We start from the raw sequence: 26,838 nt of genomic DNA, 5'->3' as shown, positions 1-26,838 counted from the left end.
GGGAGGTAACGCATGACGACGATTCAATGGTTTCCCGGTCATATGACCAGAGCCAGACGGCAGATTCAGGAAAAGCTCAAGCTCATCGACATTGCCATCGAGCTGCTGGACGCCCGCGTGCCATTATCGAGCCGAAACCCGATGATCGACGACATTATGATGAACAAGCCGCGTCTCGTCCTGCTGAATAAAGCCGACTTGGCAGACCCGGGCATCACGCGCGACTGGATCGCCTACTTCGGGAAGCTCGGAATCGAGGCGCTTCCGATCGACGCCGTCACAGGGGAAGGGGTCCGCTCCATACCGGAGAAGGCCAAACATGCGCTGCGCGACAAAATCGAGGCGCAGCTGCGCAAAGGGATGAATCCGAGAGCCGTCCGAGCTTTGATCGTGGGCATTCCGAATGTAGGCAAGTCGACGCTGATCAATCGTCTCGCCGGCAAGCATATCGCGGCGACCGGCGATAAACCGGGCGTAACGAAAGGGCAGCAGTGGATCAAGGCGGGCGGAGATTTGGAGCTGCTCGACACGCCGGGGATCTTGTGGCCGAAGTTCGAGGATGAGGTCGTCGGCTATCGGCTGGCGGCGATCGGATCGATCAGCGATCAAATTTTGCACGTGGAGGATGTGGCGTTCCACGCTTTGCGCTTTATAAGCGAAGCTTATCCGGCTAACCTCAAGGAGCGCTACGAGTTGACGGACGTTCCTGGGGCAGGGGCGGAGGCGGACGAGATCGTAGGCGTTATGGAGGCGATCGGGCGCAAGCGCGGCTGCTTGCAGAGCGGCGGCTCCGTCAATTTGGAGAAAGCCTCGATGGTCGTGCTGCGCGATTTGCGCGGAGGCAAGCTGGGACGGATCAGTTTGGAGAGGCCGGATGGCCGCTCGAAGGAGGAAGCACTCACGGACGGCTGAAAAGCCGGCCCGCAGGGTGCTTTTTTCGTTGTTCGCGCTTTATGTTGAACAGATTAGGAAAATGCCACCAGCAGGAAACGATCTTCCCTAACGGCCGCAATCCCGGTACAATGGAGGAATGAAACCGATCATGGGGGAAATGATGGAGTTGTTACAGTACGAACGGGAATTATGGAACAGCGGCGTGCAATGTATCGCCGGAATCGATGAGGTAGGCCGAGGTTGTTTGTTCGGCGATGTGGTGGCGGCGGCTGTCGTGCTTCCGGCAGGGGTCGTCATCGAAGGAATTGACGATTCGAAGAAGCTGAGCGAGAAAAAGCGCGAGGAGCTGTATGAGGTCATCCGCGAGAACGCGCTCGGCATCGGAATCGGCAAGGTTGATGCGGCTACGGTCGACGCGATCAATATTAAGCAGGCGGCCAGACTGGCGATGAAGCAGGCGCTGGAGCAGCTCGCAGAGATGGTGACGCCGGATTATTTACTGGTTGATGCCGAAAAGGTGGACAGCCCGATTCGTCAGCTAGCCGTTATTCACGGGGATGCGCTGAGCCAATCGATCGCGGCGGCTTCCATCATCGCCAAGGTGACGAGAGACAGGTTGTGCCTGGGGTGGAATCTCGATTATCCCGAATACGGAATCGCCTCCCACAAAGGTTATGCGACCAAAGTACATAGAGAAGCGATTATGCAGTATGGCCCTAGCCCGATGCACCGGAAAACGTTTCTGAAAGGCATATTGAACGAGCAGATGGAGCTGTTTTAAACGGCTTGTCGGGCCGGTTCATGGCGGAATAACGGATTTCGCTGCAAAATACCGCGGCGGCTGCCGATATACATAGTAGAAATCCGGGCGCGAGGGAGCGGTAACGATGAGCATGCAAATCAGTCAAATGATGCGGAGCCTGCTCGGCGAGCTGCAGCCGGCGGAAGCGAAAACGGTCGAGCTGAAAGCCGGACAAGTCGTAAAAGGGATGGTGCTTCAGCTTTTGGGCGAGCAGGACGCGATCGTTAATATTGGCGGCGTTCATCTGAGAGCGAAGCTGGAGACTTCTTTGCAGCAGGGGCAGGTCGCGCATTTTCAAGTACAGCCGGAGTCGACGGGCAGTTTGACGATTTTGAAGGCGGTTGATGTGGCGGCGGCGTTTCTCGGCGAAGATTCGATTGCGAATATGCTGCAGAGCTTTGGTATGAAAGACAGCCCGTCGCTAAGGCAGCTCGCCAAGCAGCTCCAGCAGGCGGAGATCCCGCTGACGAAAGCGGTGCTGCAAAACTTTGCGGCTATCGCCGAGCAGGCGCCTGCTGGCGTGCCGTCCGAGCAGTGGCTGGAAGCGGCGATTGTGGCGAGCAAGCGCAATCTGCCTGTCACCCGGGAATCGGTGCAGAGTTTGCGCGAAGCGATGTTCGGGCAGCCTCTGGGCGAGAAGCTGAACGGCTTGCAGCAATTAGCCCGGCAAACGCTCCAAACGATGGCTCTGCCGCCCGGCCCTGCGGCAGATGAAGCTCAGCAACTGCTGACGAAGCTGGAGCAGGCGATCGAGGCGGTTCGCGGACAGACGGAGCAGGCGGTGAAAGCAGGTAACGGACAGCAGGTTGTCGCTGGCGAGAACGATCAGGCGGCCAAAGGGACCATCTTTGATAAAACGCCCGCAGAACGTCCTGTCGACGCTGGGAGCGTCTCTGGTAAACAGGCAGCGGCTTCCCCTACCGAAGGGAGCAAAGCTTCTGTGCTCGCGACGAGAGCCGCCGATGGGGCGGCTATGCAGACCGCACCCGCCGCTGAAGAGTCCGGAGACACGCAGCCTCAGGCTGCTGTCCGGTCGGACCGTGCGGCGCCAGGGCAAGAGAGGCCCGCGGCAGAGCAAGCGGGAGCGAATGCGGCAAGCCGGACGAGCGAGCAGGCGGAGGAGCGATCGGCTCCTTCGGGCTTCAGGCCCGAAGCCGGCGGCGGACGCGGGGAAGCGGAGCGAACTGTAGGGAACGTAGGCCGCCAAGAGGGGCAAGTGCCGCTCGGCAAGGCGGCTCCAGAGGCCGGAGGCAGCCCTCTGCAAGCAACAGGTCAAGCGGATAAGGCAGCGGAAACGAACGAGCCTGCTGACGCTCAGAGACAGCCTCCGAAGCAAGCGGAGCCCCAGGAACACACAGCGGCGCCGAGGATGCAGGCGAAAGGCGAAGATAACTGGATTTCCCGGCTATTTAAAGCGGTCGGAATGGACAATGAACATCAGCTATCGCGCGCGATTATGAGAGCCGAGCATCGGGCTCACCCGACGGCGGGGCCGGAATCCGCTTCAATGCTGCTTGCAGCCGGTGCAGCGGTACCGGAACAGCCGGTGTCTCCTAGCGATGTGCTGCGTCATGCGGCGGCCGACAGCTTAAAAAGCGTACTGCTGCAAATTAGCGGCTCCGATGCGATGCCGAGTACGCTGCGGGAAAGCGCTCAGCAGGCGCTGCAGCAAATTACCGGGCAGCAGCTTCTGCTGTCCCCGGATCGCGGCGCGGCGTTGACGCACCTCACTTTGATGCTCCCGGTGCGGCAGGACGGGGTGGAGCAGACGGCGGCCGTACACGTTCAAACGCGCAAAGGCAGCCGCGGAGAGCTTGATGCGAGCAATTGCCGGCTGTTGTTCGATCTGAATATGCAGACACTTGGCCTGACGCTTGTGGATGTGCAGGTGTACGACAGGAAGGTGCATCTGCAAGTACACAACGATATGCCGGTTCTTGCCGGACTGCTGGAAGCATACCGCGAAGAAATTGAGGAAGGGCTGCGCCAAAACGGCTACGAGTGCGCGGTGCTGAAATGCAGTCCCTATCCCCAGTCGCTATCTTCGGCGGGGCGGGGAGAAGCGGCAGGCGGTGCCGAACTTCCGGTGCAATCGCCGTCTGCGGCGGCTTACCGGGTGAAGTCTTACAAAGGCGTGGATATGCGAGTATGAGCCAAACGCCGGAGAACGAGAAGATGGCGATGAAGCGGGCGGTCGCACTGCGGTATGCGCCCGATAAAAACGTTTCCCCGATGGTCGTAGCCAAAGGGAAAGGCCATGTGGCCGATACGATCATCCGTAAAGCCAAGGAGCACGGCGTCACCTTGCAGGAAGACCCCTCGCTGGTCGAGGTGTTGTCCAAGCTGGACTTGAAGCAGGAAATTCCGCCGGAGCTGTACCAGCTCGTTGCGGAAATATTAAGCTTTGTGTACCGGACCGACTCTCGGGCAAAAGCGGAAGGGGACGGTGGAGCATGACCGGATCAAGGCGGCCGGACGGACGGACGCAAAGCGTTGGGGCGGCAAGGCGAGGAAGCGGCTGCCCGGCATTTAGTCGGCGAAGGGTATACGATCAAGGAACGCAACTGGCGCTGTCCGAGCGGCGAGCTGGATTTGATCGCCGATGATGAAGGCGTAACCGTATTCGTCGAGGTGCGTTCCAGGCGCGATACGGGAACATTCGGCAGTCCGGAGGAATCGGTCGATATGCGCAAACAGAGGAAAGTCCGGGAAACGGCCGCCTATTATTTATATCGAAGCCGGGCAACGGCAGGCAAGTCGAGAATCGACGTGATTACCATTCTGTTTACAGCCGAGGGACAGCTCCTTAAATTAAATCATTTGAAGAATGCGTTTTAACTTTAGGCGTGATCGAAAAGCGATTTACATGCAAAAATGCCGTCTGGACCGATGTAGTCCGGGCGGCATTTTCGTGTTTCCGGGGGATTTAGCTGTTTCCGGGAATGGAGCATTTGTTGCGAATAAACCGAATCTGATTTTCGATGCGGTTCATCCGCTCTTCATCTTCCTTCGATCCGCCAATGCTGGAGCTTAGCTGTTCCGCTTCCTGCAGCAGCCGGTGAAGATCGTCTCCTGCACTCGCGCAGTCGTAATTGCTTTCCAGATTATCTAGCATCGTAACCTCCATCATTTCCTTATAAAATTACGCCGCGGCTAGCTTATTGTACGCAACTTGGAGCTGCGGTAAACACCGGAAGAGGTCTAACGGTTCCGGTCCAGGGTGCGGTACTGCAGCGCCTCTGCCAAATGCTCGGTTTGAATCGCCTCGCTCCCCGCCAGATCGGCTATTGTGCGGGCGATTTTGAGGATGCGGTCATGGGAGCGCACGCTCAGTCCCATCGCTTCAAATGAGCTTGCGAGCAGCTTATCCCCTTCGGGAGGAAGCTGGCAGTGCTCGCGGAGTTTCCGTCCGGTCAGCTCGCCGTTAAAGCGGACCGGGGTACCGGCATACCGGAGCGCTTGGCGCTCCAGCGCCTTGCCGACTCGGGCGCGCAGATCGAAAGAACTGTCGCCGCCTCCTGCGGCATGTTTGATCGCATCGTATTCTATGCGCGGCACTTCGACATGCAGATCGATCCGCTCCAGCAGCGGTCCCGATATGCGGGAACGATACTGCTGTACTTTGAGCGGGGAACATGAACATGCAGTTGCTGCCGTAGGGAAGCCGTAAAAGCCGCACGGACACGGATTCATCGAAGCTGCGAGCATGAAATGGGTAGGAAACGTGAACACGGCTCTCGCCCTGCCGATCGTCACCCGGCGGTCCTCGATCGGCTGACGCAGTACTTCGAGCACGCTGCGCGGAAATTCCGGCAGCTCGTCCAGAAACAAAACGCCGCGGTGGGCCAGACTGACCTCGCCCGGCTTCGGGTAACTGCCGGCGCCGACAAGGCCGCCCATTGACACCGTATGATGGGGATTGCGGAACGGCCGGTGCCGAATCAGCTTTGTTCGATCCGTGATGAGTCCGGCGGCGCTGTACACCTTCGTCACCTCGAGCGATTCTTCGTCGGTCAGAGCGGGCAGGATGGAGGGCAGGCGGCGGATGAGCATCGTTTTGCCCGAGCCGGGCGGTCCGATAAAGATCAGATTGTGAAACCCTGCGGCGGCAATCGTTAACGCGCGTTTAGCCTGGTATTGGCCGAACACGTCGACAAAATCCTCCATAAATATTTCGTCATTATCCGACAGCAACGGCGTGCGGCCGACTCCTTGTGACGGAGCGATTTCCTGAAAAGGATCGGTTCCGCTAAGCTCCATCAGCTCCTTGACGGCGCCGATCCCGACGATTCGCATCCCTTCGATAAGCATCGCCTCCCGGACGTTTTCCGCCGGCAGCAGAACGTTCGACAAGCCTCGGCGCTTGGCCGCGTCTACCATGGACAAAACGCCGCGAACGGGACGAAGCCGCCCGTCCAGCGACAGCTCCCCGATCGTCAGGCACCGCTCTAGTCCGGGGACGTTCAGTTGACCGCTGGCACTGAGCACGCCTGTGGCGATGGCGAGATCGAAGGAGGAGCCTTCCTTGCGTACATCCGCAGGCGCGAGATTAATCGTAATCCGCTCGAGCGGAAATACGGCCCCGCTGTTTTTGAGTGCGGACCGTACGCGTTCGGTCGATTCTTTCACTGAAGAGTCCGGCAAGCCGACGATCTGAAAATAAGGCAATCCGCTGCTAATATCGATTTCGACGTCTACGATCGTACCGTCGATGCCTTGCAGACACGCGCCGTTCATTTTAAAATACATGCCAAAAAGCACCTCTTTTCGTCGGAATAGGCCCGCCGGGCGCCGTTCAATCGATTGGGCGGGCAAGTGTACGCGAAAATTGGTGCTTCCATATTTTCTGAAATCTTATATTCGTCGCCGGCTGCGCAATATCCTTCCGCCGCGAAATGATATCTTACAGCCGCGCCAAGACTCTCAGGTTGATCCCAGCGCTAATAATATGGCTGCAAGTGGAGATACTGGTAACGAAAGAGGTGAATGCACATGCAGGATAAACCGTATTTCTGCCCAAACTGCCGGTCGAACCGGACCAAATTCCGCATCATGTCGACCTCGTCGCAGTCGTTTATGAAAGAGGCGGTAAGCGGAACGATTACGCAAATGTCCGAGTCTGTTACGGAGGAAATTCCCGAGCCGATGATCGGATGCCTTGTATGCGGCTTTATCGGCAATGAGATGCGATACGTCAAACAGGCCGAGCGGGAGCCGCGCGTCGATCCGATGCAGTAACCGCCGCCGATTCGTATCTTGTGCGTTTAGCGCAAGCTTTCCGGAAGAAAGCCTGCGCTATTTCTATGTGAGCGTGGGAAGAAAGCTTTGTCTTTTTACCGTCCATAACCATACAAATACATATTGTTCACAAAAATTTCAGGAATGTGTCGAAAAAACGTGGTACAATAAATAAGGCATTTTTGGGTTAACCGCGAGCGTTACAGTTCGCCTTGTGGGTAGCGGGCATTATGCCCTTTTTTGTATACAACATCACCCAAGACAGTTCGATAGGAGGATTCGGTCAATGAATATCCATGAGTATCAAGGGAAAGAGGTCCTGAGACAGTATGGCGTAGCGGTTCCTCAGGGCAAAGTGGCGTTTACGGTGGATGAAGCCGTCGAAGCCGCGAAATCGCTCGGTACGTCCGTAGTTGTCGTAAAAGCGCAAATCCATGCGGGCGGACGCGGCAAAGCGGGCGGCGTTAAAGTGGCCAAAAATATCGACGAGGTTCGTACATACGCCGAGCAAATTTTGGGCAAAGTGCTGGTCACGCATCAAACCGGACCGGAAGGCAAGGAAGTAAAGCGTCTTCTCATCGAGCAAGGCTGCGACATCAAGAAAGAATATTATGTGGGTGTAGTCGTTGACCGTGGTACAGGCCGCGTCGTTATGATGGCGTCCGAAGAAGGCGGCACCGAGATCGAAGAAGTCGCTGCCCACACGCCAGAGAAAATTTTCAAGGAAGTTATCGATCCTGCTATCGGCTTGCAGCCGTTCCAAGCGCGCAAACTTGCATATGCGATCAACATTCCTACCGCGCTCGTTAACAAAGCCGTACAATTCATGACGGCTCTTTATAATGCGTTTGTGGACAAAGACTGCTCCATCGCCGAAATCAATCCGCTCGTCGTTACCGGTGACGGACAAGTTATGGCGCTTGACGCCAAGCTTAATTTCGATTCGAACGCGCTGTTCCGCCACAAGGACATTTTGGAGCTTCGCGATTTGGACGAAGAGGACGAAAAAGAAATTCAAGCGTCCAAATTCGATCTCAGCTACATCGCCCTCGACGGCAATATCGGCTGTCTCGTTAACGGCGCAGGCCTTGCCATGTCGACGATGGACATCATCAAGTATTACGGCGGCGAACCGGCTAACTTCCTTGACGTTGGCGGCGGCGCTACGGCTGAGAAAGTAACCGAGGCGTTCAAAATCATTTTGTCCGACGCGAAAGTAAAAGGTATCTTCGTCAACATCTTCGGCGGCATTATGAAATGCGACGTTATTGCCGACGGCGTTATCGAAGCCGCTAAGCAAGTAGGTCTGGACCGTCCGCTCGTCGTACGTTTGGAAGGAACGAACGTGGACCTCGGCAAAAAGAAATTGAACGAGTCCGGGTTGAATATTGTCGCTGCCGATTCGATGGCTGACGGCGCGCAAAAAATCGTTTCGCTGGTGAAGTAATTCGAGAGGAGATGACATTCGATGAGCATTTTGATCGATAAAAATACAAAAATTATTACGCAAGGCATCACCGGATCGCAGGGCACTTTCCATACGAAAGGCGGCCTGGAATACGGCTCCCAGTTCGTTGGCGGCGTAACCCCGGGCAAAGGCGGCACGGAAGTTGAGTTTGCGCTGGAAAACGGCACAACCGTCAAGCTCCCGGTTTACAACACGGTTATCGAAGCGAAAAAAGCAACCGGCGCAACGGTATCGCTCATTTTCGTTCCCCCGGCTTTTGCCGCGGATTCGATTCTGGAAGCGGTCGACGCTGAAATGGATCTGGCCATTTGTATTACGGAAGGCATTCCAGTTCTCGACATGGTTCGCGTGAGCCGTTACATGGAAGGCAAGAAAACCCGCCTGATCGGCCCTAACTGTCCGGGCGTCATTACGCCGGGCGAGTGCAAAATCGGCATTATGCCGGGCTACATTCATCTGCCTGGTCATGTCGGCGTAGTATCCCGCAGCGGCACGCTGACGTACGAAGCGGTTCACCAGCTGACGACTCGCGGCATCGGCCAATCGACGGCAGTAGGTATCGGCGGCGACCCGGTTAAAGGCTCGGAGTTCATCGATATCCTCAAGCTGTTTAACGAAGATCCGAACACGTATGCGGTCATCATGATCGGCGAAATCGGCGGCACGGCAGAAGAAGAAGCGGCCGAGTGGATCAAAGCCAACATGACGAAGCCGGTAGTAGGCTTCATCGGCGGTCAAACGGCCCCTCCGGGAAAACGGATGGGACATGCCGGCGCAATCATTTCCGGCGGCAAAGGCACGGCAGCGGAAAAAGTGGCGACGCTGGAAGCTTGCGGCGTGAAAGTCGCTCCGACTCCGTCCGAAATGGGCTCTACGCTTGTCAGCGTGCTCGAAGAAAAAGGCATGCTAGACAAATGCATCGTTAAAAAATAAAAACGTTTTGAAGGTAAGCAACCTTCCGCATCCCGCTACCCGGGTACGGAAGGTTTTTTGTTTAAATAGTCCGAATGGACAAGCCCGGCAAATTTTTTTGCAAAGGAGACCTTTACTTGATAAATGACCGTAATGTATTATTTGGATTGCACGAACTTGCAGGAGTGGGCTGGAGAACGATCGAGCGGCTCGTCTCCGGTGTTTCCGGAGCGATCTCCGGACTTTTAGATGCGGAGCCGGCGGATCTTGTCGCTTTTGGCGTCAAACCGAATGCGGCTGCGGCGATCTGCGGCAAACTGACTCCGGCATTTATCGAAAGCCGGCTGGAAACGTACGTTAGGAATCGCGTCTCTTTCGTGACCGAAGCGGACCCGGACTACCCGCCTCTGCTTCGCGAGATTGCCCAGCCGCCGTGGGTTCTGTATTATCGCGGCGACTTGAGCGTATTGACGCGTCCGTGCATCGCCATGGTCGGTACCCGTTCGCCGACAGCATACGGCCGGAAAATCGCCTTCGAACTGGCGAGAGATCTATCGTACGGCGGAATATGCGTCGCAAGCGGGCTCGCCAGAGGCATCGACAGCAGCGCCCATCGCGGTGCGCTCGAGGGTGAGGGCGGCACGGCGGCTGTGCTAGGCTGCGGGCCGGATCGCGTGTATCCGATTGAAAACGCTTCCCTGTATGCGGATATAACACAGAAAGGGGTTATCGTTAGTGAATACCCGCTCGGCACGGAGCCGAAGCCCGGCCTGTTTCCGCAGCGCAACCGGATCATATCCGGCCTCAGTCTGGGAACGGTCGTCGTGGAGGCGGCCAGCCGAAGCGGGTCGCTCATCACGGCGGATCAGGCGCTGGAGCAGTCGAGGGACGTATTTGCCGTGCCCGGGCCGATTACTTCCTCGCAAAGCTCCGGTACGCTCGACCTGATCCGGCAAGGAGCCAAACTCGTAACTTGTGCCGAAGATATTATGGAAGAATACCGGCGTTATTCGACAAAAGACGTGCCTGGAAGTCGGGCGGATACCGCCCAGGATGGCGTGGAGGCGTCTGCGGACGAGCGAAAATTGCTGGAGCTGCTGTCCGCCGTTCCGATTACTTTTGACGAATTGCTCATCCTCTCCGGTATAGAATTTGGACATTTGCATTCAGTTCTGTTAAATTTAATTTTGAAAAAAAAGATTGAGCCTTTACCTGGTTCGGCCTATATACGTTTGTAGTGTCCGTACGAGCGGCTTAACCATAGGAATACAAGGAAGAGGAACGATGGAAGGAGGACGGCGAGTCTATGGCGGATTCTTTAGTCATTGTGGAGTCACCGGCAAAAGCGAAAACGATCGGCAAATATTTGGGCAGTAAATTTATTGTCAAAGCGTCCATGGGACATATACGCGATCTTCCGAAGAGCCAAATGGGCGTGGAGGTCGAAAACCATTTTGAACCGAAATATATAACGATTCGCGGCAAAGGAGCCGTTTTGAAGGAACTGAAGGATGCGAGCCGCAAAGTGAAAAACGTGTATCTTGCGGCTGACCCCGATCGCGAAGGCGAGGCGATTGCGTGGCATTTGGCGCATTACCTCGAGCTGAGCGAGAAGGAGCCTTGCCGGGTTGTGTTTAACGAGATTACGAAGCAGGCCGTTAAGGACGCTTTCAAGCAGCCGCGGCCAATCGATATGGATTTGGTCAACGCGCAGCAGGCGCGCCGCATTTTGGATCGTCTTGTCGGCTACAAAATTAGCCCGCTGCTGTGGAAGAAGGTCAAGAAGGGGTTATCGGCCGGCCGGGTTCAATCCGTAGCCGTAAAGCTCGTTATTGACCGCGAGAACGAGATTCGCGCGTTCGTACCGGAGGAGTATTGGTCGATTACGGCAAAGCTGGCCGTCAAAGGGACCGAATTCGACGCCAAGTTTTATGGAGCGGGCGGGGAGAAGCTCGAGCTGCATCGCGAGGCTGACGTTCAAGACATCTTGGAGCGGATCGGTTCGGAGAAGTTTGTTGTAAACGAAGTAAGGGAGAAGGAGCGGCAGCGCAATCCGGCGCCTCCGTTCATTACGAGCTCCTTGCAGCAGGAAGCGGCGCGCAAGCTGAATTTCCGGGCGGCGAAAACGATGCAGATCGCCCAGCAGCTGTACGAAGGGATCGACCTCGGCAAGGAAGGAACGGTTGGTCTCATTACGTACATGCGTACCGACTCTACCCGGATTTCCCCGGTCGCCCAGGAAGAGGCCAAGGAGTATATATTCGCATCGTACGGAGCCGAGTATTATCCGGAGACGCCCCGCGTTTATTTGAAAAAAAATGCCAACGCCCAGGACGCCCACGAAGGCATCCGGCCGACTGCGGTAGTGAAAACCCCAGATGAGCTGAAGCCGTTTTTGAGCAGGGATCAGCATCGGTTATACAAGCTCGTATGGGAGCGGTTCGTCGCGAGCCAGATGGCATCGGCGGTTCTCGATACGATGACGGTCGACATTCAGGCGGGGGATACGTTATTCCGCGCCGTCGGCTCCAAAGTGAAGTTTCCAGGCTTCATGAAGGTGTATGTGGAAGGCAACGACGACGGCACAACCGAGGACGACAAGTTTTTGCCGATGCTCGTACAAGGCGATGAGCTGGATAATCGCGCCATCGAGCCGAAGCAGCATTTCACCCAGCCGCCTCCGCGTTATTCGGAAGCCCGACTCGTGCGCGTGCTTGAGGAAATGGGGATCGGCCGGCCAAGTACGTACGCTCCTACGCTGGAGACGATCCAGAAGCGCGGCTACGTGGCGATGGAAGAGAAAAAGTTCGTCCCTACGGAGCTTGGCGATCTGGTCATCCAGCTTATGGCCGAGTTTTTCCCGGAAATTTTGAACGTGGAGTTTACGGCCCATATGGAGGAAGAGCTGGACTTCGTCGAAGAGGGCAAGGTCGACTGGGTCAAAGTGCTCGATGAATTTTATTCGACGTTCGAAAAGCGGCTCGAAGTGGCCGAGGAAGAAATGAAGGAAGTTGAAATCCAGGATGAAGTGACCGATATTTTGTGCGAAAAATGCGGCCGGCATATGGTGATCAAGATGGGCCGGTTCGGGAAGTTTCTCGCCTGCTCCGGTTTCCCGGAATGCCGCAATGCGAAGCCGATCGTCAAGGAAATCGGCGTCACTTGTCCGAAGTGCAAGGAAGGCCATGTCGTCGAGCGGCGGAGCAAAAAAGGGCGCATCTTCTTCGGCTGCGACCGGTATCCGGAGTGCGATTACGTCTCTTGGGATAAACCGTCCGGCAAAGCGTGTCCGAACTGCGAGACGATGCTGGTCGAGAAAAATACGAAGGCCGGCCATTTCCTGCAATGTACGGAATGCGGCCACAAGGAAGAATACCAGCAGGCGGACGCCGAGGGCGAAGGCGAAGCCGATTATTAAGCCCTATGCCTGGCGCGCCAAGACAGCAGCGGGCTGCGTCAGGCGAAGCTGCGGGCTATAGCCAAGCGGGAGGTAGACGTATTTGAGTAGTGCAAGCAAAGTGACAGTGATCGGCGCAGGACTGGCCGGCAGCGAGGCGGCTTTTCAAATCGCCAGTCAAGGCGTGCCGGTCGTGCTGTACGAGATGCGGCCGGTGCGTAAAACGCCGGCCCATATTTCCGACAAATTCGCCGAGCTCGTATGCAGCAATTCGCTGCGGGCGAACGGTTTGACGAACGCGGTAGGCGTGCTGAAGGAAGAAATGCGGCGGATGAACTCGCTCATTATGCGCAGCGCGGACAAACACGCGGTGCCCGCAGGCGGGGCGCTGGCAGTGGACCGCGACGGTTTTTCGGGAGAAATAACCGATACGCTGCGGAATCATCCGCTTATCGAAGTTGTCAACGAAGAATTGACCGAGCTGCCCGAAGGAATTACGGTTGTCGCAACCGGTCCCTTGACTTCTCCGGCACTGTCGGACATGCTGCGGAAGCTTACCGGCGAGGAATATTTGTATTTCTATGACGCTGCTGCTCCGATCGTAGAGAAGGATTCGATCGATATGAACCGGGTATATTTGGCGTCCCGGTACGATAAAGGGGAAGCCGCCTACTTGAACTGCCCGATGACTGAAGAGGAGTTCGAACTTTTTCACGAAGCGCTCATCACGGCGGAAACGGCCCCGGTCAAGGAGTTCGAAAAGGAGATATACTTCGAGGGCTGCATGCCGATCGAAGTCATGTCCAAAAGAGGCAAGCAAACGGCGCTGTTCGGGCCGATGAAGCCGGTAGGCTTGGTCAATCCGCATACCGGCAAGCTGCCGTATGCCGTCGTACAGCTGCGCCAGGACAACGCGGCGGGCACGCTGTACAATCTTGTCGGTTTTCAGACTCATCTGAAGTGGGGCGAGCAGAAGCGCGTGTTCTCGCTTATTCCGGGACTGGAGAATGCGGAATTCGTCCGTTACGGCGTCATGCACCGCAATACGTTCATCAACTCGCCGAACCTGCTCCGTCCTACTTATCAGTTTAAAGGAAGGGACAACCTGTTTTTCGCCGGCCAGATGACGGGGGTTGAAGGTTATGTGGAGTCGGCTGCATCCGGCTTGATCGCCGGGATTAATGCCGGACGGATGGCGAAGGGCGAAGATTGCATCGTGCTGCCGCCGGAAACGACGCTTGGCAGTATGGCGCACTATATTACGTCGGCCGATCCGAAGCATTTTCAGCCGATGAACGCCAACTTCGGGCTGCTGCCGCCGCTCGAGCAAAAAATTCGCGACAAAAAACGGAAATACGAGCTGCTTGCTGAGCGTGCTCTTGAAACAATTCAGAATTTTTCATATAATGTACACAATTCAACTTGTCGCTAAAACATGTACTATGTTACGATTAACGTGCTTGTCGGAGCTCGCAAGGCGGCGATGCTTCATTCATACTGAAAACTCATACATGAAACAGCAGCAGATGCCAGTTTGATGCTGTTTCTTCTTTGTTGCGCGTAAACGTATATACATAGAAAAGGAGGGGTGTCCGCATGGGCGAGTTTCACGCTACCACGATATTTGCGATCCGGCATGAAGGCAAGGGAGCGATCGCCGGAGACGGCCAGGTGACGTTCGGCAACAGCATGGTCATGAAGTCGCAGGCGAAAAAAGTGCGCCGGCTGTACAGAGGGAAAGTCGTGGCCGGCTTTGCGGGGTCCGTCGCCGATGCGATCACGCTGTTTGAGAAGTTCGAAGCGAAGCTGGAGGAGCATCAGGGCAACCTGCTGCGTGCCGCTGTGGAGTTGGCCAAGGATTGGCGCTCGGACCGGGTGCTGCGCCGGCTGGAAGCGATGATGATCGTCATGGACTCGCAGAGTTTGCTGCTTATTTCGGGCAACGGAGAAATTATCGAGCCCGACGACGGCATCCTCGCCATCGGCTCGGGGGGCAGCTTCGCGCTTGCCGCCGGCCGTGCGCTCAAGCGGTTCGCTCCTCAGCTTGCCGCGAGCGACATCGCCAGAGCGTCGCTGGAAACGGCCGCGGATATTTGCGTGTTCACAAACCGGAATATTATTGTGGAAGAAATATAGCATGTAGGAGCTGTCACGCCAAGGTTAGCGGCCTTGTGTGGCAGTTCCGTAATTTCGGGGGGCTCCCCGCAAAGTATTTGGAATATGCATCGAAGCCTGTACTCCACTTTGTGGGGTTACTTTCGGGGGGCACCCCCCATCATCGCAGCCTAGACTCCATTTTTTGAGGTTAATTTCGGGAGGGACTTTCATGGATCAGCGCCTACTGACGCCAAGGCAAATCGTAGTGGAACTGGATAAATACATTATCGGGCAGAAGCAGGCGAAAAAGTCGGTCGCCGTCGCCTTGCGCAATCGTTACCGCCGCAATATGCTGAGCGACACCCTTCGAGACGAAATCGTGCCGAAAAATATACTTATGATCGGACCGACCGGCGTCGGCAAAACGGAAATCGCCCGCAGGCTGGCTAAGCTGGTGAACGCTCCGTTCGTAAAAGTCGAAGCGACGAAGTTCACCGAAGTCGGTTATGTAGGCCGCGACGTCGAATCGATGGTGCGCGATCTCGTCGAGACCGCGATCCGTATGGTCAAAGCGGAGAAAACGGAGAAGCTGCAGGATAAGGCGGAGCAGCTTGCAAACGACCGGCTCGTCGCCCTGCTCGCTCCTTCGACGTCTTCGCAGAAAACGACCCGAAATCCGCTCGAGATGCTGTTCAGCGGCGCGAACCAGCAGGCAACGGATAAGGAAGAGACCGACCATGCGCTGCTTCAGCGCCGCCAGCAACTGGCGGAGAAGCTGCAGCGAGGCGAACTGGAGGACCAGGTTGTCGAGATCGAGGTGGAGGACGCCGCGCCTTCGATGCTGGACATGTTTGCGGGGCAAGGCAACGAACAGATGGGCATGAATATGCAGGAAATGTTCGGCAATTTGCTGCCGAAGCGGACAAAGAAGCGGAAGCTTCCGGTTAAGGAAGCGAGACAAGTGCTGATCCAGGAGGAAGCTCAGAAGCTGCTCGACATGGACGAGGTCGTTCAGGAGTCGATCAAGCGGGCTGAGCAGTCCGGCATCATTTTTATTGACGAAATCGATAAAATCGCCAGCTCCGGACGCAGCGGCGGGCCGGATGTATCCCGTGAAGGCGTGCAGCGCGACATTTTGCCGATTGTGGAAGGCTCTACGATTATGACCAAGTATGGTCCGGTCAAAACCGATTATGTGCTCTTTATCGCGGCAGGGGCGTTCCATATCGCCAAGCCTTCCGATCTGATCCCGGAGCTGCAGGGGCGGTTTCCGATCCGCGTGGAGCTGACGAACCTTACGCAGGACGATTTTGTGCGCATCTTGACGGAGCCGGAAAATGCGTTAACGAAGCAATACACAGCGCTGCTCGAAACGGAGGGCATACGCGTCGAGTTTTCGGATGAAGCGATAAGCGAGCTTGCCAAAATCGCCGCCGAGGTGAACCAAAATACGGACAATATCGGCGCCCGCAGGCTGCATACGATTCTGGAGAAGCTGCTGGAGGACTTGTCGTTCGAAGCGCCGGACATCACGCTAGATCACATCTTGATAACGCCGGAATACGTGCGCGAGAAAGTGGCCGGCATCGCGCAAAATCGCGATCTTAGCCAGTACATTTTGTAAGAAAAACGTCTATCGACGTCATCCAAGGATGAGCGACCGCTACTGAACCCCACAAAGTGAAGATAAACTACGAGGCGTATTCCGATTACTTTGCGGGGACCCCAAAAACAGCGGAAGTTTTTCTTGGTACAGAAAGCTGCACTTCGCTTAATGCTTTAGGGAAGCTAATTTTTCTGTAACGATAAGAAAAGCTTCCGCTCGGAGCCTTTCGATGATGCGCATTCGTGTTTTTGCGGCAGCTTTACTTGGTATAGAATTCCGTATTTTACTTTCATACCTTAGCAAACTTATAAATTCTATAACAATAGCGGGAGCTGCTGGCCAGCTACGGCAATACCCGGGAGGCTTGAAGCATGAGTTTACTTAGCAAGACCAGAAGTTTGAACCGGCTGCTGCAAAAGGCGGCCGGAAACGCGGTCAGTTTTATGGAAATGTCGGAGGTGCTGCGCGATCTGATTGCGGCCAGCGTATTTGTCATTAGCCGTAAAGGGAAAATTCTCGGCTATGCGGTCGCAGGGCCCTTATCGTCCGAAGCGCTGCACGAGATGATCGTTCAAAATCGCCGTTTGCCGGAAGAGTACAACAACGTGCTCAAAAGAATTGAAGAAACTTCCTCGAACGGCGATACGGACAGTACGTACCGCATGTTTACCGAAAAAATACATTCTTTTTTTGATGAAGCGCATGTAACGATTATTCCGATTATCGGCGGCGGGGACCGGCTGGGAACGGTCGTGCTGACCCGCGGCGGCGAAGCCTTCATAGACGATGATCTGATTATGGCGGAGTACGGCTCGACGATCGTCGGGATGGAAATCCTGCGCGAGCACGCGGAAGAGATCGAGCTTGACGCGAGAAGCAAAGCAGCCGTCCAAGTCGCGGTCAATTCCTTGTCCTACAGCGAGATGGAAGCGGTCGATCATATTATCGAGGAGCTTAAAGACAAAGAGGGCCTTCTCGTGGCGAGTAAAATCGCCGATCGGGTAGGCATTACCCGCTCCGTGATCGTGAATGCGCTGCGCAAGCTGGAAAGCGCCGGTGTGATTGAAACGAGATCGCTCGGGATGAAAGGAACCTATATTAAAATACTAAACGATCAGCTTGTGCAGAGCGTGGCTAACGCCCGGGCATGAGTGACTTTTGTATTGTTCCGAGCCCTATCTTTCCTAAAGATAGGGCTTTTTGCTTATTGTAAACTTTCTTTTCTAGATGGAATATATATATGGCTCATATTGTTACAAAAATAGACATTTTTCAAAACTTTTTTTATTTGACACAAATGCATAGAAGGAAAACTGTAAAGGCGCGAAGAATACTGTTACATAACTTTTTTAGTGAAAGTGGGTATATTGGAATGGCTTTTTGGGACACACCAAGCCTCGGCTTGATGGAAAGAACGCTTGATGCGGCAGCCTTTCGACAAAAAGTGATAGCGAATAACGTAGCCAATGTCGACACTCCTTACTTCAAACGTTCCGATGTTCAGTTCGAAGAGCTCCTGTCGAAGGAATTGAAAAAAACGTCGATTCAAGGGAGAAGAACCGACGCGAGACATATTCCAATCGGACAAACTTCGACGCCAGTCGCCCCCGGGCTTACAACAGACGACAAGACGGTCATGAACAATAACATGAACAACGTGGACGTCGATTACGAGATGGCGCTTCAAGCCAAAAATCAGCTGCGGTACAATGTGCTGATCAGCCAAGTAAGCCATGATCTGAAAAATTATAGGACCGCCTTGAACGGAGGGAGATAACGGATGAAGCTGACGAACGGATTCGATATCAGCTCTTCGGCACTGACAGCGCAGCGATTTCGGATGGACGTTATCTCGTCGAATATCGCGAATGCCGATACGACGCGCGGCAAGCTTGTGGATGGCAAGTGGGTACCTTACCAGCGCAAGGTAGTGACGATGGAAGCGAAGGAGCCGTCGCCGTTTTCGGCGCTGCTGTCGCAGTCGATGCGCGACAAAACGGGCGAAGGCGTGCGGGTAACGCGTGTTTTCGAGGACGAGGCACCTTTCAAGCAAGTGTACAATCCGACGCATCCCGATGCGGACGAACGCGGTTATGTGGAGATGCCCAATGTTGACCTGCTGAAGGAAATGGTCGATCTGATGGCAGCCTCTCGTTCCTATGAGGCGAACGTAACGGCGCTTAACGCATCGAAGGCGATGATCTCCAAAGCGCTCGAAATAGGCAAATAACCACGAATCTCATACATCATTTTTGGCCTGGAGGGTCTCTGAAGCATGATCGATCAAATCGGATTTCTACCCAAAAAACCGTTAGCCGCTCTGAATGCCAAGGCGTCGGAAGATCTAGGCGCCGCGCAAATTACGAAAGATTTCGGATCGTTCCTCAGCGATGCGATGAACGGGCTGAATAAGCAGCATGCCGCTGTGGATCAATTGAACGATAATTTTGTCATTGGAGAAGTCGCTGACGCGCACCAATTGACGATCGCCGCCGAGAAGCTGTCGTTAAGTTTGGAGATGACCGTTCAGATTCGCAACAAAGTAATCGAAGCGTATCAGGAGGTCATGAGAACCCAAATTTAACGTTTTAACAACTGCAGCAGATTCCCGGGCGGGGTGACATGGTGAATGAGACAATTGTCCAATACCGAGACAAAGCGACTGGGTATTGGAAACAACTGAGTAAAAATCAAAAATATATGATACTCGGTACAGCTGTAATTTTGATCGCGGTTATTATCCTAACATCGATAAACTTATCGAAAACGGAATACGTAACAGCTTTTCGAAATTTGCAACCGAACGATGCGGCAAGCATCAAAAAATATTTGGACGATTCGAAAATATCGTATAAGCTCGCTCCTGACGGCACTTCGATAGAAGTACCGGTGAGTCAGGCGGCGGCGATCAAGCTGGACGTGGAATCGCAAGGGCTCAACAAAAACGGCTCGCTAGGATACGGCGTTTTCGAAGGAAGCAGTACGTTCGGCATGTCCGACAACGAGTTCAATGTCAAGCTGATCAATGCCATGCAGGGCGAAATCCAGCAAATGTTTAACAAGATCAACGGTGTAGCCAGCTCCAAGGTGCTGATCACGGTGCCGAAGGAGAGCGCGTTTCTATCTACGCAGCCCCAGGAATCGACGGCTTCCGTCGTGCTTAATATCCAGAACGGGTACCGGTTCGATCAGGCGCAAATCGACACGATGTACAATCTCGTCGCCAAAACGATTCCGAAGCTGAAGTACGAGAACATCACGATTTCGAACCAGAACGGCGAGCTGCTCCCGTATTCGAAGACGAACGGGGCTATAGCCGGAACATCGAATCAGATCCAGCAGCAATTTTTGATCCGAAACCAGTTCCAGAACGAGCTGCAAAAAAACATTATGAGCTTGCTGGGCAAAATGTATGCCCCCGATAAAGTTGTCGTCAGCGTTATTTCAACACTGAACTTCGATCAGAAGACAAGCAAGCAGAATCTCGTAACCCCAGTCAACACGGTGGATAACAGAGGGATCGAAATCAGTCTTCAGGAAAACAACAAAACCGCTACGAGCAGCGGCGCGCCGAACAGCGGGGTGCCGGGTACGGCGAATACGGATATTCCCACCTATCAAGGCGGGCAATCGACCGGCGTTCAGTCGCAATCGGAAGAGACGAATCGAATCGTAAACTTTGAAGTGAACCGGATTACGAATGATATCGTTTCGAGTCCTTTTTCTGTCAAAGATTTGTCGATTAGTGTCGGGATCGAACCTCCGGTCAAAAACGATCCGAATTCGCTCACGCAGGAAATGAAGGATAATATCCAGAAAACGCTGGTCAGCATCGTATCCGCTACGCTCGCGGACAGCGGACAAACGCTGACGGATGCGGATATCGCCAAAAAAGTAACTTTGTTCGCACAGCCGTTTGCCATTTCTGCAGGCAGCGAACAAACAGCGGTCAATTACTGGATGTGGGGCGGCATCGGCATAGCGGCCATGGTCGTCGCCGGTATAGCGGGATACATGATTCGCCGCAGAAGGCAAAATCAGCGCGAACTCGTCGAAGAAGAGCTGTCTCCGCCTACGAAGGTGGAAATGCCTACTATCGATATCGAAAACGTATCGAACGAAAGCCAAATTCGCAAGCAGCTCGAAGGACTGGCCAAGAAAAAACCGGATGAATTCGTAAACTTGCTGCGCACATGGTTAGTGGATGAATAAGGAGGGGCCTATGTGGCAAAAGGGGTGCAGCAAGGACTGACAGGCCGGCAGAAGGCCGCAATTTTGCTCATCAGTCTCGGGCCGGAAGTGTCCGCCCAAATTTTCAAACATTTGCGCGAGGAAGAGATTGAGCAGCTGACGCTGGAAATCGCCAATGTAAGAAAGGTGGATAATGCCGAGAAAGAAGCCATTCTTGCGGAGTTTCATCAAATATGCATGGTTCAGGAGTATATCTCCCAGGGCGGTATCCAATATGCCAAAGAAATTTTGGAGAAGGCGCTCGGTACGAACCGCGCGATGGATATTATCAATCGCTTGACGGCGACGCTGCAAGTGCGTCCGTTCGACTTTGCGCGCAAAGCCGACCCGGCGCAAATATTGAACTTTATCCAAAACGAAAATTCGCAAACGATCGCGCTCATTTTATCTTATTTGCAGCCGGATCAGGCTTCGATCATCTTGTCCTCGCTGCCTCAGGAGAAGCAGGCCGATGTGGCGAAGCGGATCGCTTTGATGGACAGCACGTCGCCGGAAGTGATCAATCAGGTCGAACGCGTGTTGGAGCAGAAGCTCTCCTCAACTGTAACGACCGACTACACGACCGCAGGCGGCATCGAGGCTATCGTACATATTTTGAACGGAGTCGACCGGGGGACGGAGCGCACGATTCTAGATTCGCTCGAAATTCAAGACCCCGAGCTCGCTGAAGAAATCAAAAAACGGATGTTCGTATTCGAAGACATTGTCAACATCGACAACCGCTCCATCCAGCGCATTATTCGCGACATCGAAAACTCGGATCTTCAGCTTGCGCTCAAGGTGGCGAGCGAAGAAGTGCGGGAAGTTATTTTCCGCAATATGTCGAAACGAATGGCGGAAACGTTCCGCGAAGAAATGGAATACATGGGTCCGGTCCGGCTGCGCGACGTAGAAGAGGCGCAAACGCGCATCGTGGCGACGATCCGCCGCTTGGAAGAAGCCGGAGAGATCATTATCGCGCGTGGCGGAGGAGACGATATCATTGTCTAATGTCATCAAAGCGGCCTTCTATGTTCCATTAGACGATAAAAAGCTCATAAAGGTTTCGGCGAATGAGTCGGTTCGCGATCCGGAGCCGTCCGAACTTGCCCAAAGCGAGACGGCGGCAGACGAAGAGACCGTGCCGGCGGAAGTGGCCGCGGCGCTGGTCGCGAAGGAACAAATAATTCGCGATGCCGAACAGTATGCAGAGTCCGTCGTTAGTCAAGCGACTGAGGACGCCAACCGGCTTCGCAGCGAAGCAAATGTAGAGATAGAAGCCTGGTGGAGCAGACGCAGGGCGGAGGACGAGCAGTTGTCGGCACAGGCGACTGCAGCCGGCCAGGAGCTCGGCTACCAGCAAGGGTATGAAGAAGCCGAACGAAACGTTCGCGGCCAGTACGAGCAACTGCTTGGCGAAGCGCGCTCCGTCATTGAAAACGCGGTGTTGGTGAAGCATCAGCTGATCCAGGAGTCCGAACCGTTTCTGATCGAACTAAGCTGCGCGATTGCCGAGAAAATCGTTGGCAGGCAATTGTCCATCGAACCGGAATGGACGATCGACTTGGTTAAAAATGTGCTGCAGCGCCGAAGGGAGCAGGGCATTATTACGCTGTGCGTGTCCGCACAGCATTTCCAATTCATCGTTGATGCAAGGGAGGAACTGATGCTGGCGATCGATTCGCAGGCCGAGCTTCAGATCATTCCCGATCCGACCGTGCACGACCACGGTTGTGTCATTCGTTCCTCTTTCGGCAGCATCGACGCGCGGATCGATACCCAGTTGAACGAAATCAAAAAGGGACTTCAACAGATCGCCTTGCAGGGCGGAGGAGATTCCCATGAGTAGCGCTCCCGATGTGTCCAAATATACCGAGTTTTTACGGCATATCGATCCGATCCGCGTCAACGGCAAAGTAACTCAAGTTATCGGACTCACTGTGGAATCCGAAGGTCCGGACGCCAGCGTCGGCGATGTATGCTACATCTATCCTTACAAGTCGGCACAGCCCCTGAAGGCGGAAGTGGTCGGCTTTCGCAACAATAAAGTGCTGCTGATGCCGCTCGGCGAGCTTCACTCGATCGGTCCCGGCTGCGATGTCGTCGGAACGGGAAAGCCGCTCACGGCCCAGGTCGGGCACGAGCTGCTGGGGAAAGTGCTGGACGGACTTGGGCAACCGCTTGACGGTTCGTTTCTGCCGACCCGTATGGCGCATTACTCGACGAATTCGCCCGTAAACAATCCGCTCAAGCGGCCGCGGGTCCAGGAGCCGATCAGCGTCGGCGTTCGCTGCATCGACGGCTTGCTCACGCTTGGCAAAGGCCAGCGGGTCGGCATCTTCGCCGGCTCCGGCGTCGGCAAAAGCACTTTGATGGGCATGATTGCCAGAAATACGTCCGCAGACGTCAACGTCATCGCTCTGATCGGCGAACGAGGCCGGGAAGTGCTTGATTTTATCGAACGCGATCTCGGTCCGGAAGGTCTTGCGCGTTCGGTTGTGATTGTGGCGACTTCCGACCAGCCGGCGCTGATCCGGATGAAGGGCGCGCTGATTGCGACCTCGATTGCCGAATATTTCCGCGATCGCGGGCTTAACGTCATGCTGATGATGGATTCGGTCACGCGTTATGCGATGGCTCTTCGCGAAGTCGGCCTTGCCATCGGCGAGCCGCCGGCGACGAGAGGGTACACGCCTTCCGTTTTTGCCAATTTGCCGAAGCTGCTGGAGCGAGCGGGAACCGGTCCGAAAGGTTCGATTACGGCCTTTTATACCGTGCTCGTCGACGGCGACGATATGAACGAGCCGATTGCCGATACGGTACGGGGCATTCTCGACGGACATATCGTACTCGACCGCAATCTGGCGCACAAAGGTCATTATCCGGCTATCAATGTACTGGCCAGCGTGAGCCGCTGCATGAAAGAAATTGTTCCCGACAGTCAGTCGGATGCGGCCAATCAGTTGAAGCGTCTGTTGTCCATTTACAAAGATTCGGAGGACTTGATCCAAATAGGGGCGTACCAGCGAGGCTCCAATCCAGAAATTGATCGTTCGATCGAACAGATTGAAACGATATGGGGATATTTGAAGCAAAAGACGAGCGAGAAAATCAGCTACGACGAAGCTTACGAGCAGCTGCTCGAGCAATTTGGCGGAGGCTAAGGCGCATGCGATACCGATATCCGTTCCAGAAGCTGTTGGATTTGAAAACAAATGAAAAAGAGCAGGCCGAATGGAATCTCTCTGATGCGATCGGACAGCTGCAGCAGGAAGAGTTATCTCTTTCTGCACTGACCGAAGAACGCAGCCGCGTAGCGGAGCAGCTTGGACTTGCATCGGCGCGAATGACGACGATATCCGAAATTCAGCTGCTGGAGCTGTATTTGCAGCGATTGGACAGGCAGATGCAGGCGAAGGCGAAAGACGTGGAGAAGGCGAAGGCGAATGTAGCGGACAAACGGCAGGTTTTATCCGGAAAAATGATGGAAGAAAAAGTATGGACGAAAGCTAAAGAAAAAGCGCAAATACAGTTTACCGCTACCCTTTTGAAAAAAGAACAGGAAGAGCTGGACGAAATCGCGCTTACCCGCCGCATTCAGACGATTATGAATTAGCTTACAACGGAAAGGGGGCTAAGTAATGGCGAATACGGATGTGGAGAAATCTTCTTACGGATCGTTCGAGCGGTTTCTGTTTTTTGCGACGCCGATTATTTTTACGCTTGTGCTGCTCGGCGTGTTGTTCATGCTGTTTGACAACAACGTGATGAACGGAGTCCTTCGGGCTGCCAATCAAGTGCCGGTGCTCGAGAAATTCGTTCCCGATCCGAAGCCGAAAGAGAAGACGACATCCGCCACATCTTCGACCGGAGCGGCTTCCGCCCCGGATACCGGTCTCATCGATCAGTTGAAAGCTCAGCTCGCGAAAGCCCAGGCCGACCTGCAAAGCGCAACGGCGGAAGGCGAGCAGAAGGAGCAGTCGATCAAAAGCTTGAAGGCGCAAGTGGGCGAGCTCGAGGAGAAGCTGAAGACGAAGACGCAAACCGACGAGCAGTACAAGGCGCAGATCGCTCAGTTGGCTTCGATATATGCAGGAATGATGCCGAGCAAATCCGCTCCGATTCTCGAGGTGCTGACGCTCAAGGAAAGGGCGCTCGTGCTCGCGGAAATGAAGCCGGCCGACCGAGGCAAAGTGCTGGAGAAGATGACGCCGGCGGTAGCGGCGGAAACATCGATTCAGTTGAAAGACGTCGTGCCGGCCAAAGATATGCAGATTGCGGCGCTGCAGGAGCGGCTTGAGGTGAACAAGCAGGAGCAGCAAAAAGCCGCCGTTCCGGCGATGACGAAGGATAGTCTGGGTCAGACGTTCTCGCAGATGGTTCCGAAAAGCGCCGCTTCGATCCTGATCGAAATGAATGCCGCGAACTCGGGAAGAGTGGTCGACATTTTGAAATCGATGGACAATGCGGGCAGAGCGAAGGTACTGGCGGCGATCTCCGACGCCAATAAACAGGTGGCGGCCGCGCTCAGCTCCAAGCTTGCGGAATAAAAGTCTCCTTGATTGGAAAGGAGGTGAAAAATAATGAATGCACCATTAATGCTGGTAAGTAATATGCAGTCCGGAGGCGGCAGTCCGCTTGGCGTACTCGCAACCAAAGGCAATGGGGCGGACGGTACCGGGGTTCTTGCCGGCGACGCCGCGTTTGCGAGCGCGCTTGTGCAAGCGATACTCGGTAAGGACGGCGGGGCCGCAACCGGCCAGTCGAATCTGCTTTCCGCCGAATTGCTGGCGAAGGTGACCGCTGCCGCAACCGACAAGCCGCAAATCGGGGATTTGCTGGCAGCCTTGATGGACGGCACGGATACTTCGGCGTTAAATGCGCTAAGCGGTCTTCTCGCGTCCCCGCAGATGAGCGCACAACTGGCCGAGCTGTTTTTGCAGCTTGCCCCGGCCGAAACATCGGGAGACAAGCCGCAAACCGGAGATTTGCTGGCGAACTGGCTTGATCAGTTACAAGCTTCGGAGCCATCAGCCGAAGACCGGAAGACGATCGACGAAATGATGGCGCTAATGGAGCTCGCTGCGGCGGTCGTATCGCAGTGGCAGCCTGCTGCAGACCAACCGATATCTGCGCAAGGCGACGAGCAGCTGTCAGCGATGCCGGGCGCGGAGCGTCAGAACGCTACCGGCACTGCCGAATGGTTGCAAACGCTGCGTCAACTCGTCGACCTGCATCGGAAGCAGCCGGAGCAGCCGGAAATAAAGGCGCTGGTACAATCTCTTGAGCAACTGCTTGCTCCGCAAAATAAAGAGCAGTCAGCCGCGACTGCAGTGAATGCTTCGGCGCAAACCCAGACGATCGTTCAAACGGTATCGGGGCAGCCAAGCGTTACCCCAGTCCATACAGCGGCAGCGGTCCCGCTCCACTCGGCCTTAAAGCAAAAACTGGCCGAAAAGCTAACGGACGCGGGTGCGGCACCAAGAGCGGCGGCTTCCTTGGCTGCTCTGGCGAAAGGAATCGATCTGAAAGAGCGGCTCGAGGCGATGGCAGCCAAAGCAGGCGTACAGCCTTCTATTGCAGCGGTTCCGGCTGCTGACGACAAGGTCGGCGATACGGCGAACATCGCTTCGGCAGAGACGGATCATACGTCGAACGCTTCGCTGCAAACGAGCCATCTGACGAGACAGCAAGCGCCGGTGCAGTCGGCACAGCCGCAAGCCCATGTCGTACATGCGGACCGTTTTATCGAAGAAATGGCCAAGGCGATGAAGAGTTTGCGCACGAATGCGCAAAGCGGCTTGTCTGAAGTGAGAATAACGCTGATGCCGGAGCATCTTGGCCATGTGGATGTTAAAGTGTCGCTGCAAAACGGTCAGGTTATCGCCCAATTCGTAGCGGATTCCGCCCACGGTAAAGAAATGCTGGAAAGCCAGCTGTCCCAGCTCCGATCGATGCTGCAAACGCAAGGGCTGCAAGTCGATAGGCTGGTCGTATCGCAATCCGATCCGCAGCCGTTCCAGGGATCGTTCCAGGATGCGAAGCAGCAGCAATCGCAGTCGGATCGCAGAGGAAAGGAACACTCCGCGAATACCGAGGAAGATCCAGCCGATTTCCTTAAACAGCTGGAGAGCATAACGGGGGCCAGACCGGCAGTGACAGACGGCTTGTTCGACACGAAAGCCTGATCGATC

25 protein-coding genes and 1 pseudogene are annotated in these 26,838 nt (G+C 55.0%); 24 read left to right on the top strand and 2 right to left on the bottom strand.

Going from position 1 to position 26,838, the window contains the following annotated elements; translation table 11 throughout:
- The first annotated feature begins 12 nt into the window (after positions 1-12).
- The 5 genes and pseudogenes from ylqF to D7M11_RS00780 all read left to right on the top strand — a co-directional run.
- On the top strand, positions 13-912 hold the full coding sequence (ylqF, locus tag D7M11_RS00800) for a ribosome biogenesis GTPase YlqF (RefSeq protein ID WP_120745246.1): 900 nt from the start codon (positions 13-15) through the stop codon (positions 910-912).
- Between the two features lie 139 nt (positions 913-1,051).
- On the top strand, positions 1,052-1,675 hold the full coding sequence (locus D7M11_RS00795; RefSeq protein ID WP_120745705.1) for a ribonuclease HII: 624 nt from the start codon (positions 1,052-1,054) through the stop codon (positions 1,673-1,675).
- A 106-nt stretch (positions 1,676-1,781) separates the two neighbouring features.
- Entirely contained in the window at positions 1,782-3,848 is a 2,067-nt protein-coding gene (locus D7M11_RS00790) for a hypothetical protein (protein WP_120745245.1), read from the top strand.
- Entirely contained in the window at positions 3,845-4,153 is a 309-nt protein-coding gene (locus tag D7M11_RS00785; protein ID WP_168928289.1) for an EscU/YscU/HrcU family type III secretion system export apparatus switch protein, read from the top strand. The genes D7M11_RS00790 and D7M11_RS00785 overlap by 4 nt, the downstream gene beginning before the upstream one ends.
- A gap of 24 nt (positions 4,154-4,177) precedes the next feature.
- Positions 4,178-4,534, top strand: a pseudogene (locus D7M11_RS00780) (YraN family protein); the annotation flags it as partial.
- 88 nt (positions 4,535-4,622) lie between these two features.
- On the opposite strand, the gene D7M11_RS00775 reads toward D7M11_RS00780, so the two are convergent.
- Both D7M11_RS00775 and D7M11_RS00770 read right to left on the bottom strand, forming a co-directional pair.
- A complete protein-coding gene (locus D7M11_RS00775) occupies positions 4,623-4,811 on the bottom strand; it encodes a DUF2524 domain-containing protein (protein WP_120745243.1) in 189 nt (62 codons plus the stop codon).
- Positions 4,812-4,897: 86 nt separating this feature from the next.
- The gene (locus D7M11_RS00770) at positions 4,898-6,445 is read right to left on the bottom strand and encodes a YifB family Mg chelatase-like AAA ATPase (RefSeq protein WP_120745242.1); all 1,548 of its coding nucleotides are present in this window, start codon (positions 6,443-6,445) and stop codon (positions 4,898-4,900) included.
- Between the two features lie 243 nt (positions 6,446-6,688).
- Between D7M11_RS00770 and D7M11_RS00765 the strand changes: the two genes are divergently transcribed.
- The 19 genes from D7M11_RS00765 (at position 6,689) to D7M11_RS00675 (ending at position 26,832) form a co-directional block, all read left to right on the top strand.
- Positions 6,689-6,934 carry a hypothetical protein gene (locus tag D7M11_RS00765; RefSeq protein WP_120745241.1) on the top strand — a complete coding sequence of 82 codons (246 nt, stop codon included), beginning with the start codon at positions 6,689-6,691 and terminating at the stop codon, positions 6,932-6,934.
- Between the two features lie 286 nt (positions 6,935-7,220).
- The gene (sucC, locus tag D7M11_RS00760) at positions 7,221-8,381 is read left to right on the top strand and encodes an ADP-forming succinate--CoA ligase subunit beta (RefSeq protein ID WP_120745240.1); all 1,161 of its coding nucleotides are present in this window, start codon (positions 7,221-7,223) and stop codon (positions 8,379-8,381) included.
- Between the two features lie 21 nt (positions 8,382-8,402).
- On the top strand, positions 8,403-9,335 hold the full coding sequence (sucD, locus tag D7M11_RS00755) for a succinate--CoA ligase subunit alpha (protein WP_120745239.1): 933 nt from the start codon (positions 8,403-8,405) through the stop codon (positions 9,333-9,335).
- 116 nt (positions 9,336-9,451) lie between these two features.
- Positions 9,452-10,552 (top strand): DNA-processing protein DprA, encoded by a 1,101-nt coding sequence (dprA, locus tag D7M11_RS00750; protein ID WP_338042457.1) that lies wholly within the window; start codon positions 9,452-9,454, stop codon positions 10,550-10,552.
- Between the two features lie 68 nt (positions 10,553-10,620).
- On the top strand, positions 10,621-12,732 hold the full coding sequence (topA, locus tag D7M11_RS00745; RefSeq protein WP_120745238.1) for a type I DNA topoisomerase: 2,112 nt from the start codon (positions 10,621-10,623) through the stop codon (positions 12,730-12,732).
- Between the two features lie 82 nt (positions 12,733-12,814).
- Positions 12,815-14,143 (top strand): FADH(2)-oxidizing methylenetetrahydrofolate--tRNA-(uracil(54)-C(5))-methyltransferase TrmFO, encoded by a 1,329-nt coding sequence (gene trmFO, locus D7M11_RS00740; protein ID WP_120745237.1) that lies wholly within the window; start codon positions 12,815-12,817, stop codon positions 14,141-14,143.
- Between the two features lie 164 nt (positions 14,144-14,307).
- Positions 14,308-14,847, top strand: a complete 540-nt coding sequence (hslV, locus tag D7M11_RS00735; RefSeq protein ID WP_120745236.1) for an ATP-dependent protease subunit HslV — start codon at positions 14,308-14,310, stop codon at positions 14,845-14,847.
- 190 nt (positions 14,848-15,037) lie between these two features.
- Positions 15,038-16,432 carry an ATP-dependent protease ATPase subunit HslU gene (hslU, locus tag D7M11_RS00730; protein ID WP_120745235.1) on the top strand — a complete coding sequence of 465 codons (1,395 nt, stop codon included), beginning with the start codon at positions 15,038-15,040 and terminating at the stop codon, positions 16,430-16,432.
- Between the two features lie 353 nt (positions 16,433-16,785).
- Positions 16,786-17,565 carry a GTP-sensing pleiotropic transcriptional regulator CodY gene (gene codY / locus D7M11_RS00725; protein ID WP_120745234.1) on the top strand — a complete coding sequence of 260 codons (780 nt, stop codon included), beginning with the start codon at positions 16,786-16,788 and terminating at the stop codon, positions 17,563-17,565.
- Positions 17,566-17,786: 221 nt separating this feature from the next.
- Complete coding sequence (flgB, locus tag D7M11_RS00720) at positions 17,787-18,191, top strand: flagellar basal body rod protein FlgB (RefSeq protein WP_120745233.1); 405 nt, start codon at positions 17,787-17,789, stop codon at positions 18,189-18,191.
- A gap of 3 nt (positions 18,192-18,194) precedes the next feature.
- Complete coding sequence (gene flgC / locus D7M11_RS00715; protein ID WP_120745232.1) at positions 18,195-18,644, top strand: flagellar basal body rod protein FlgC; 450 nt, start codon at positions 18,195-18,197, stop codon at positions 18,642-18,644.
- Positions 18,645-18,689: 45 nt separating this feature from the next.
- Positions 18,690-18,998: a flagellar hook-basal body complex protein FliE gene (gene fliE / locus D7M11_RS00710; protein WP_120745231.1), complete on the top strand. Its 309-nt coding sequence runs from the start codon at positions 18,690-18,692 to the stop codon at positions 18,996-18,998.
- Positions 18,999-19,036: 38 nt separating this feature from the next.
- Positions 19,037-20,626, top strand: coding sequence for a flagellar basal-body MS-ring/collar protein FliF (fliF, locus tag D7M11_RS00705; protein WP_240040908.1), 1,590 nt, complete (start codon positions 19,037-19,039; stop codon positions 20,624-20,626).
- A 12-nt stretch (positions 20,627-20,638) separates the two neighbouring features.
- Complete coding sequence (gene fliG / locus D7M11_RS00700; protein ID WP_120745230.1) at positions 20,639-21,655, top strand: flagellar motor switch protein FliG; 1,017 nt, start codon at positions 20,639-20,641, stop codon at positions 21,653-21,655.
- Complete coding sequence (locus D7M11_RS00695; protein ID WP_120745229.1) at positions 21,648-22,493, top strand: FliH/SctL family protein; 846 nt, start codon at positions 21,648-21,650, stop codon at positions 22,491-22,493. The genes fliG and D7M11_RS00695 overlap by 8 nt, the downstream gene beginning before the upstream one ends.
- Positions 22,486-23,808, top strand: coding sequence for a flagellar protein export ATPase FliI (fliI, locus tag D7M11_RS00690; protein WP_120745228.1), 1,323 nt, complete (start codon positions 22,486-22,488; stop codon positions 23,806-23,808). Before D7M11_RS00695 ends, fliI begins: the two co-directional genes overlap by 8 nt.
- 5 nt (positions 23,809-23,813) lie before the next feature.
- Positions 23,814-24,260: a flagellar export protein FliJ gene (gene fliJ / locus D7M11_RS00685; RefSeq protein ID WP_158606369.1), complete on the top strand. Its 447-nt coding sequence runs from the start codon at positions 23,814-23,816 to the stop codon at positions 24,258-24,260.
- 25 nt (positions 24,261-24,285) lie between these two features.
- Positions 24,286-25,194, top strand: coding sequence for a MotE family protein (locus D7M11_RS00680; protein ID WP_120745226.1), 909 nt, complete (start codon positions 24,286-24,288; stop codon positions 25,192-25,194).
- A 33-nt stretch (positions 25,195-25,227) separates the two neighbouring features.
- A complete protein-coding gene (locus D7M11_RS00675; protein ID WP_120745225.1) occupies positions 25,228-26,832 on the top strand; it encodes a flagellar hook-length control protein FliK in 1,605 nt (534 codons plus the stop codon).
- The last annotated feature ends 6 nt before the right edge of the window (positions 26,833-26,838 follow it).

The sequence above is a fragment of the Paenibacillus ginsengarvi genome (assembly GCF_003626695.1).
GTDB classification, from domain to species: Bacteria; Bacillota; Bacilli; order Paenibacillales; family NBRC-103111; genus Paenibacillus_AB; species Paenibacillus_AB ginsengarvi.
Note: the sequence above shows the minus strand (reverse complement) of the source record. Positions and strands in the feature narration are given on the sequence as shown.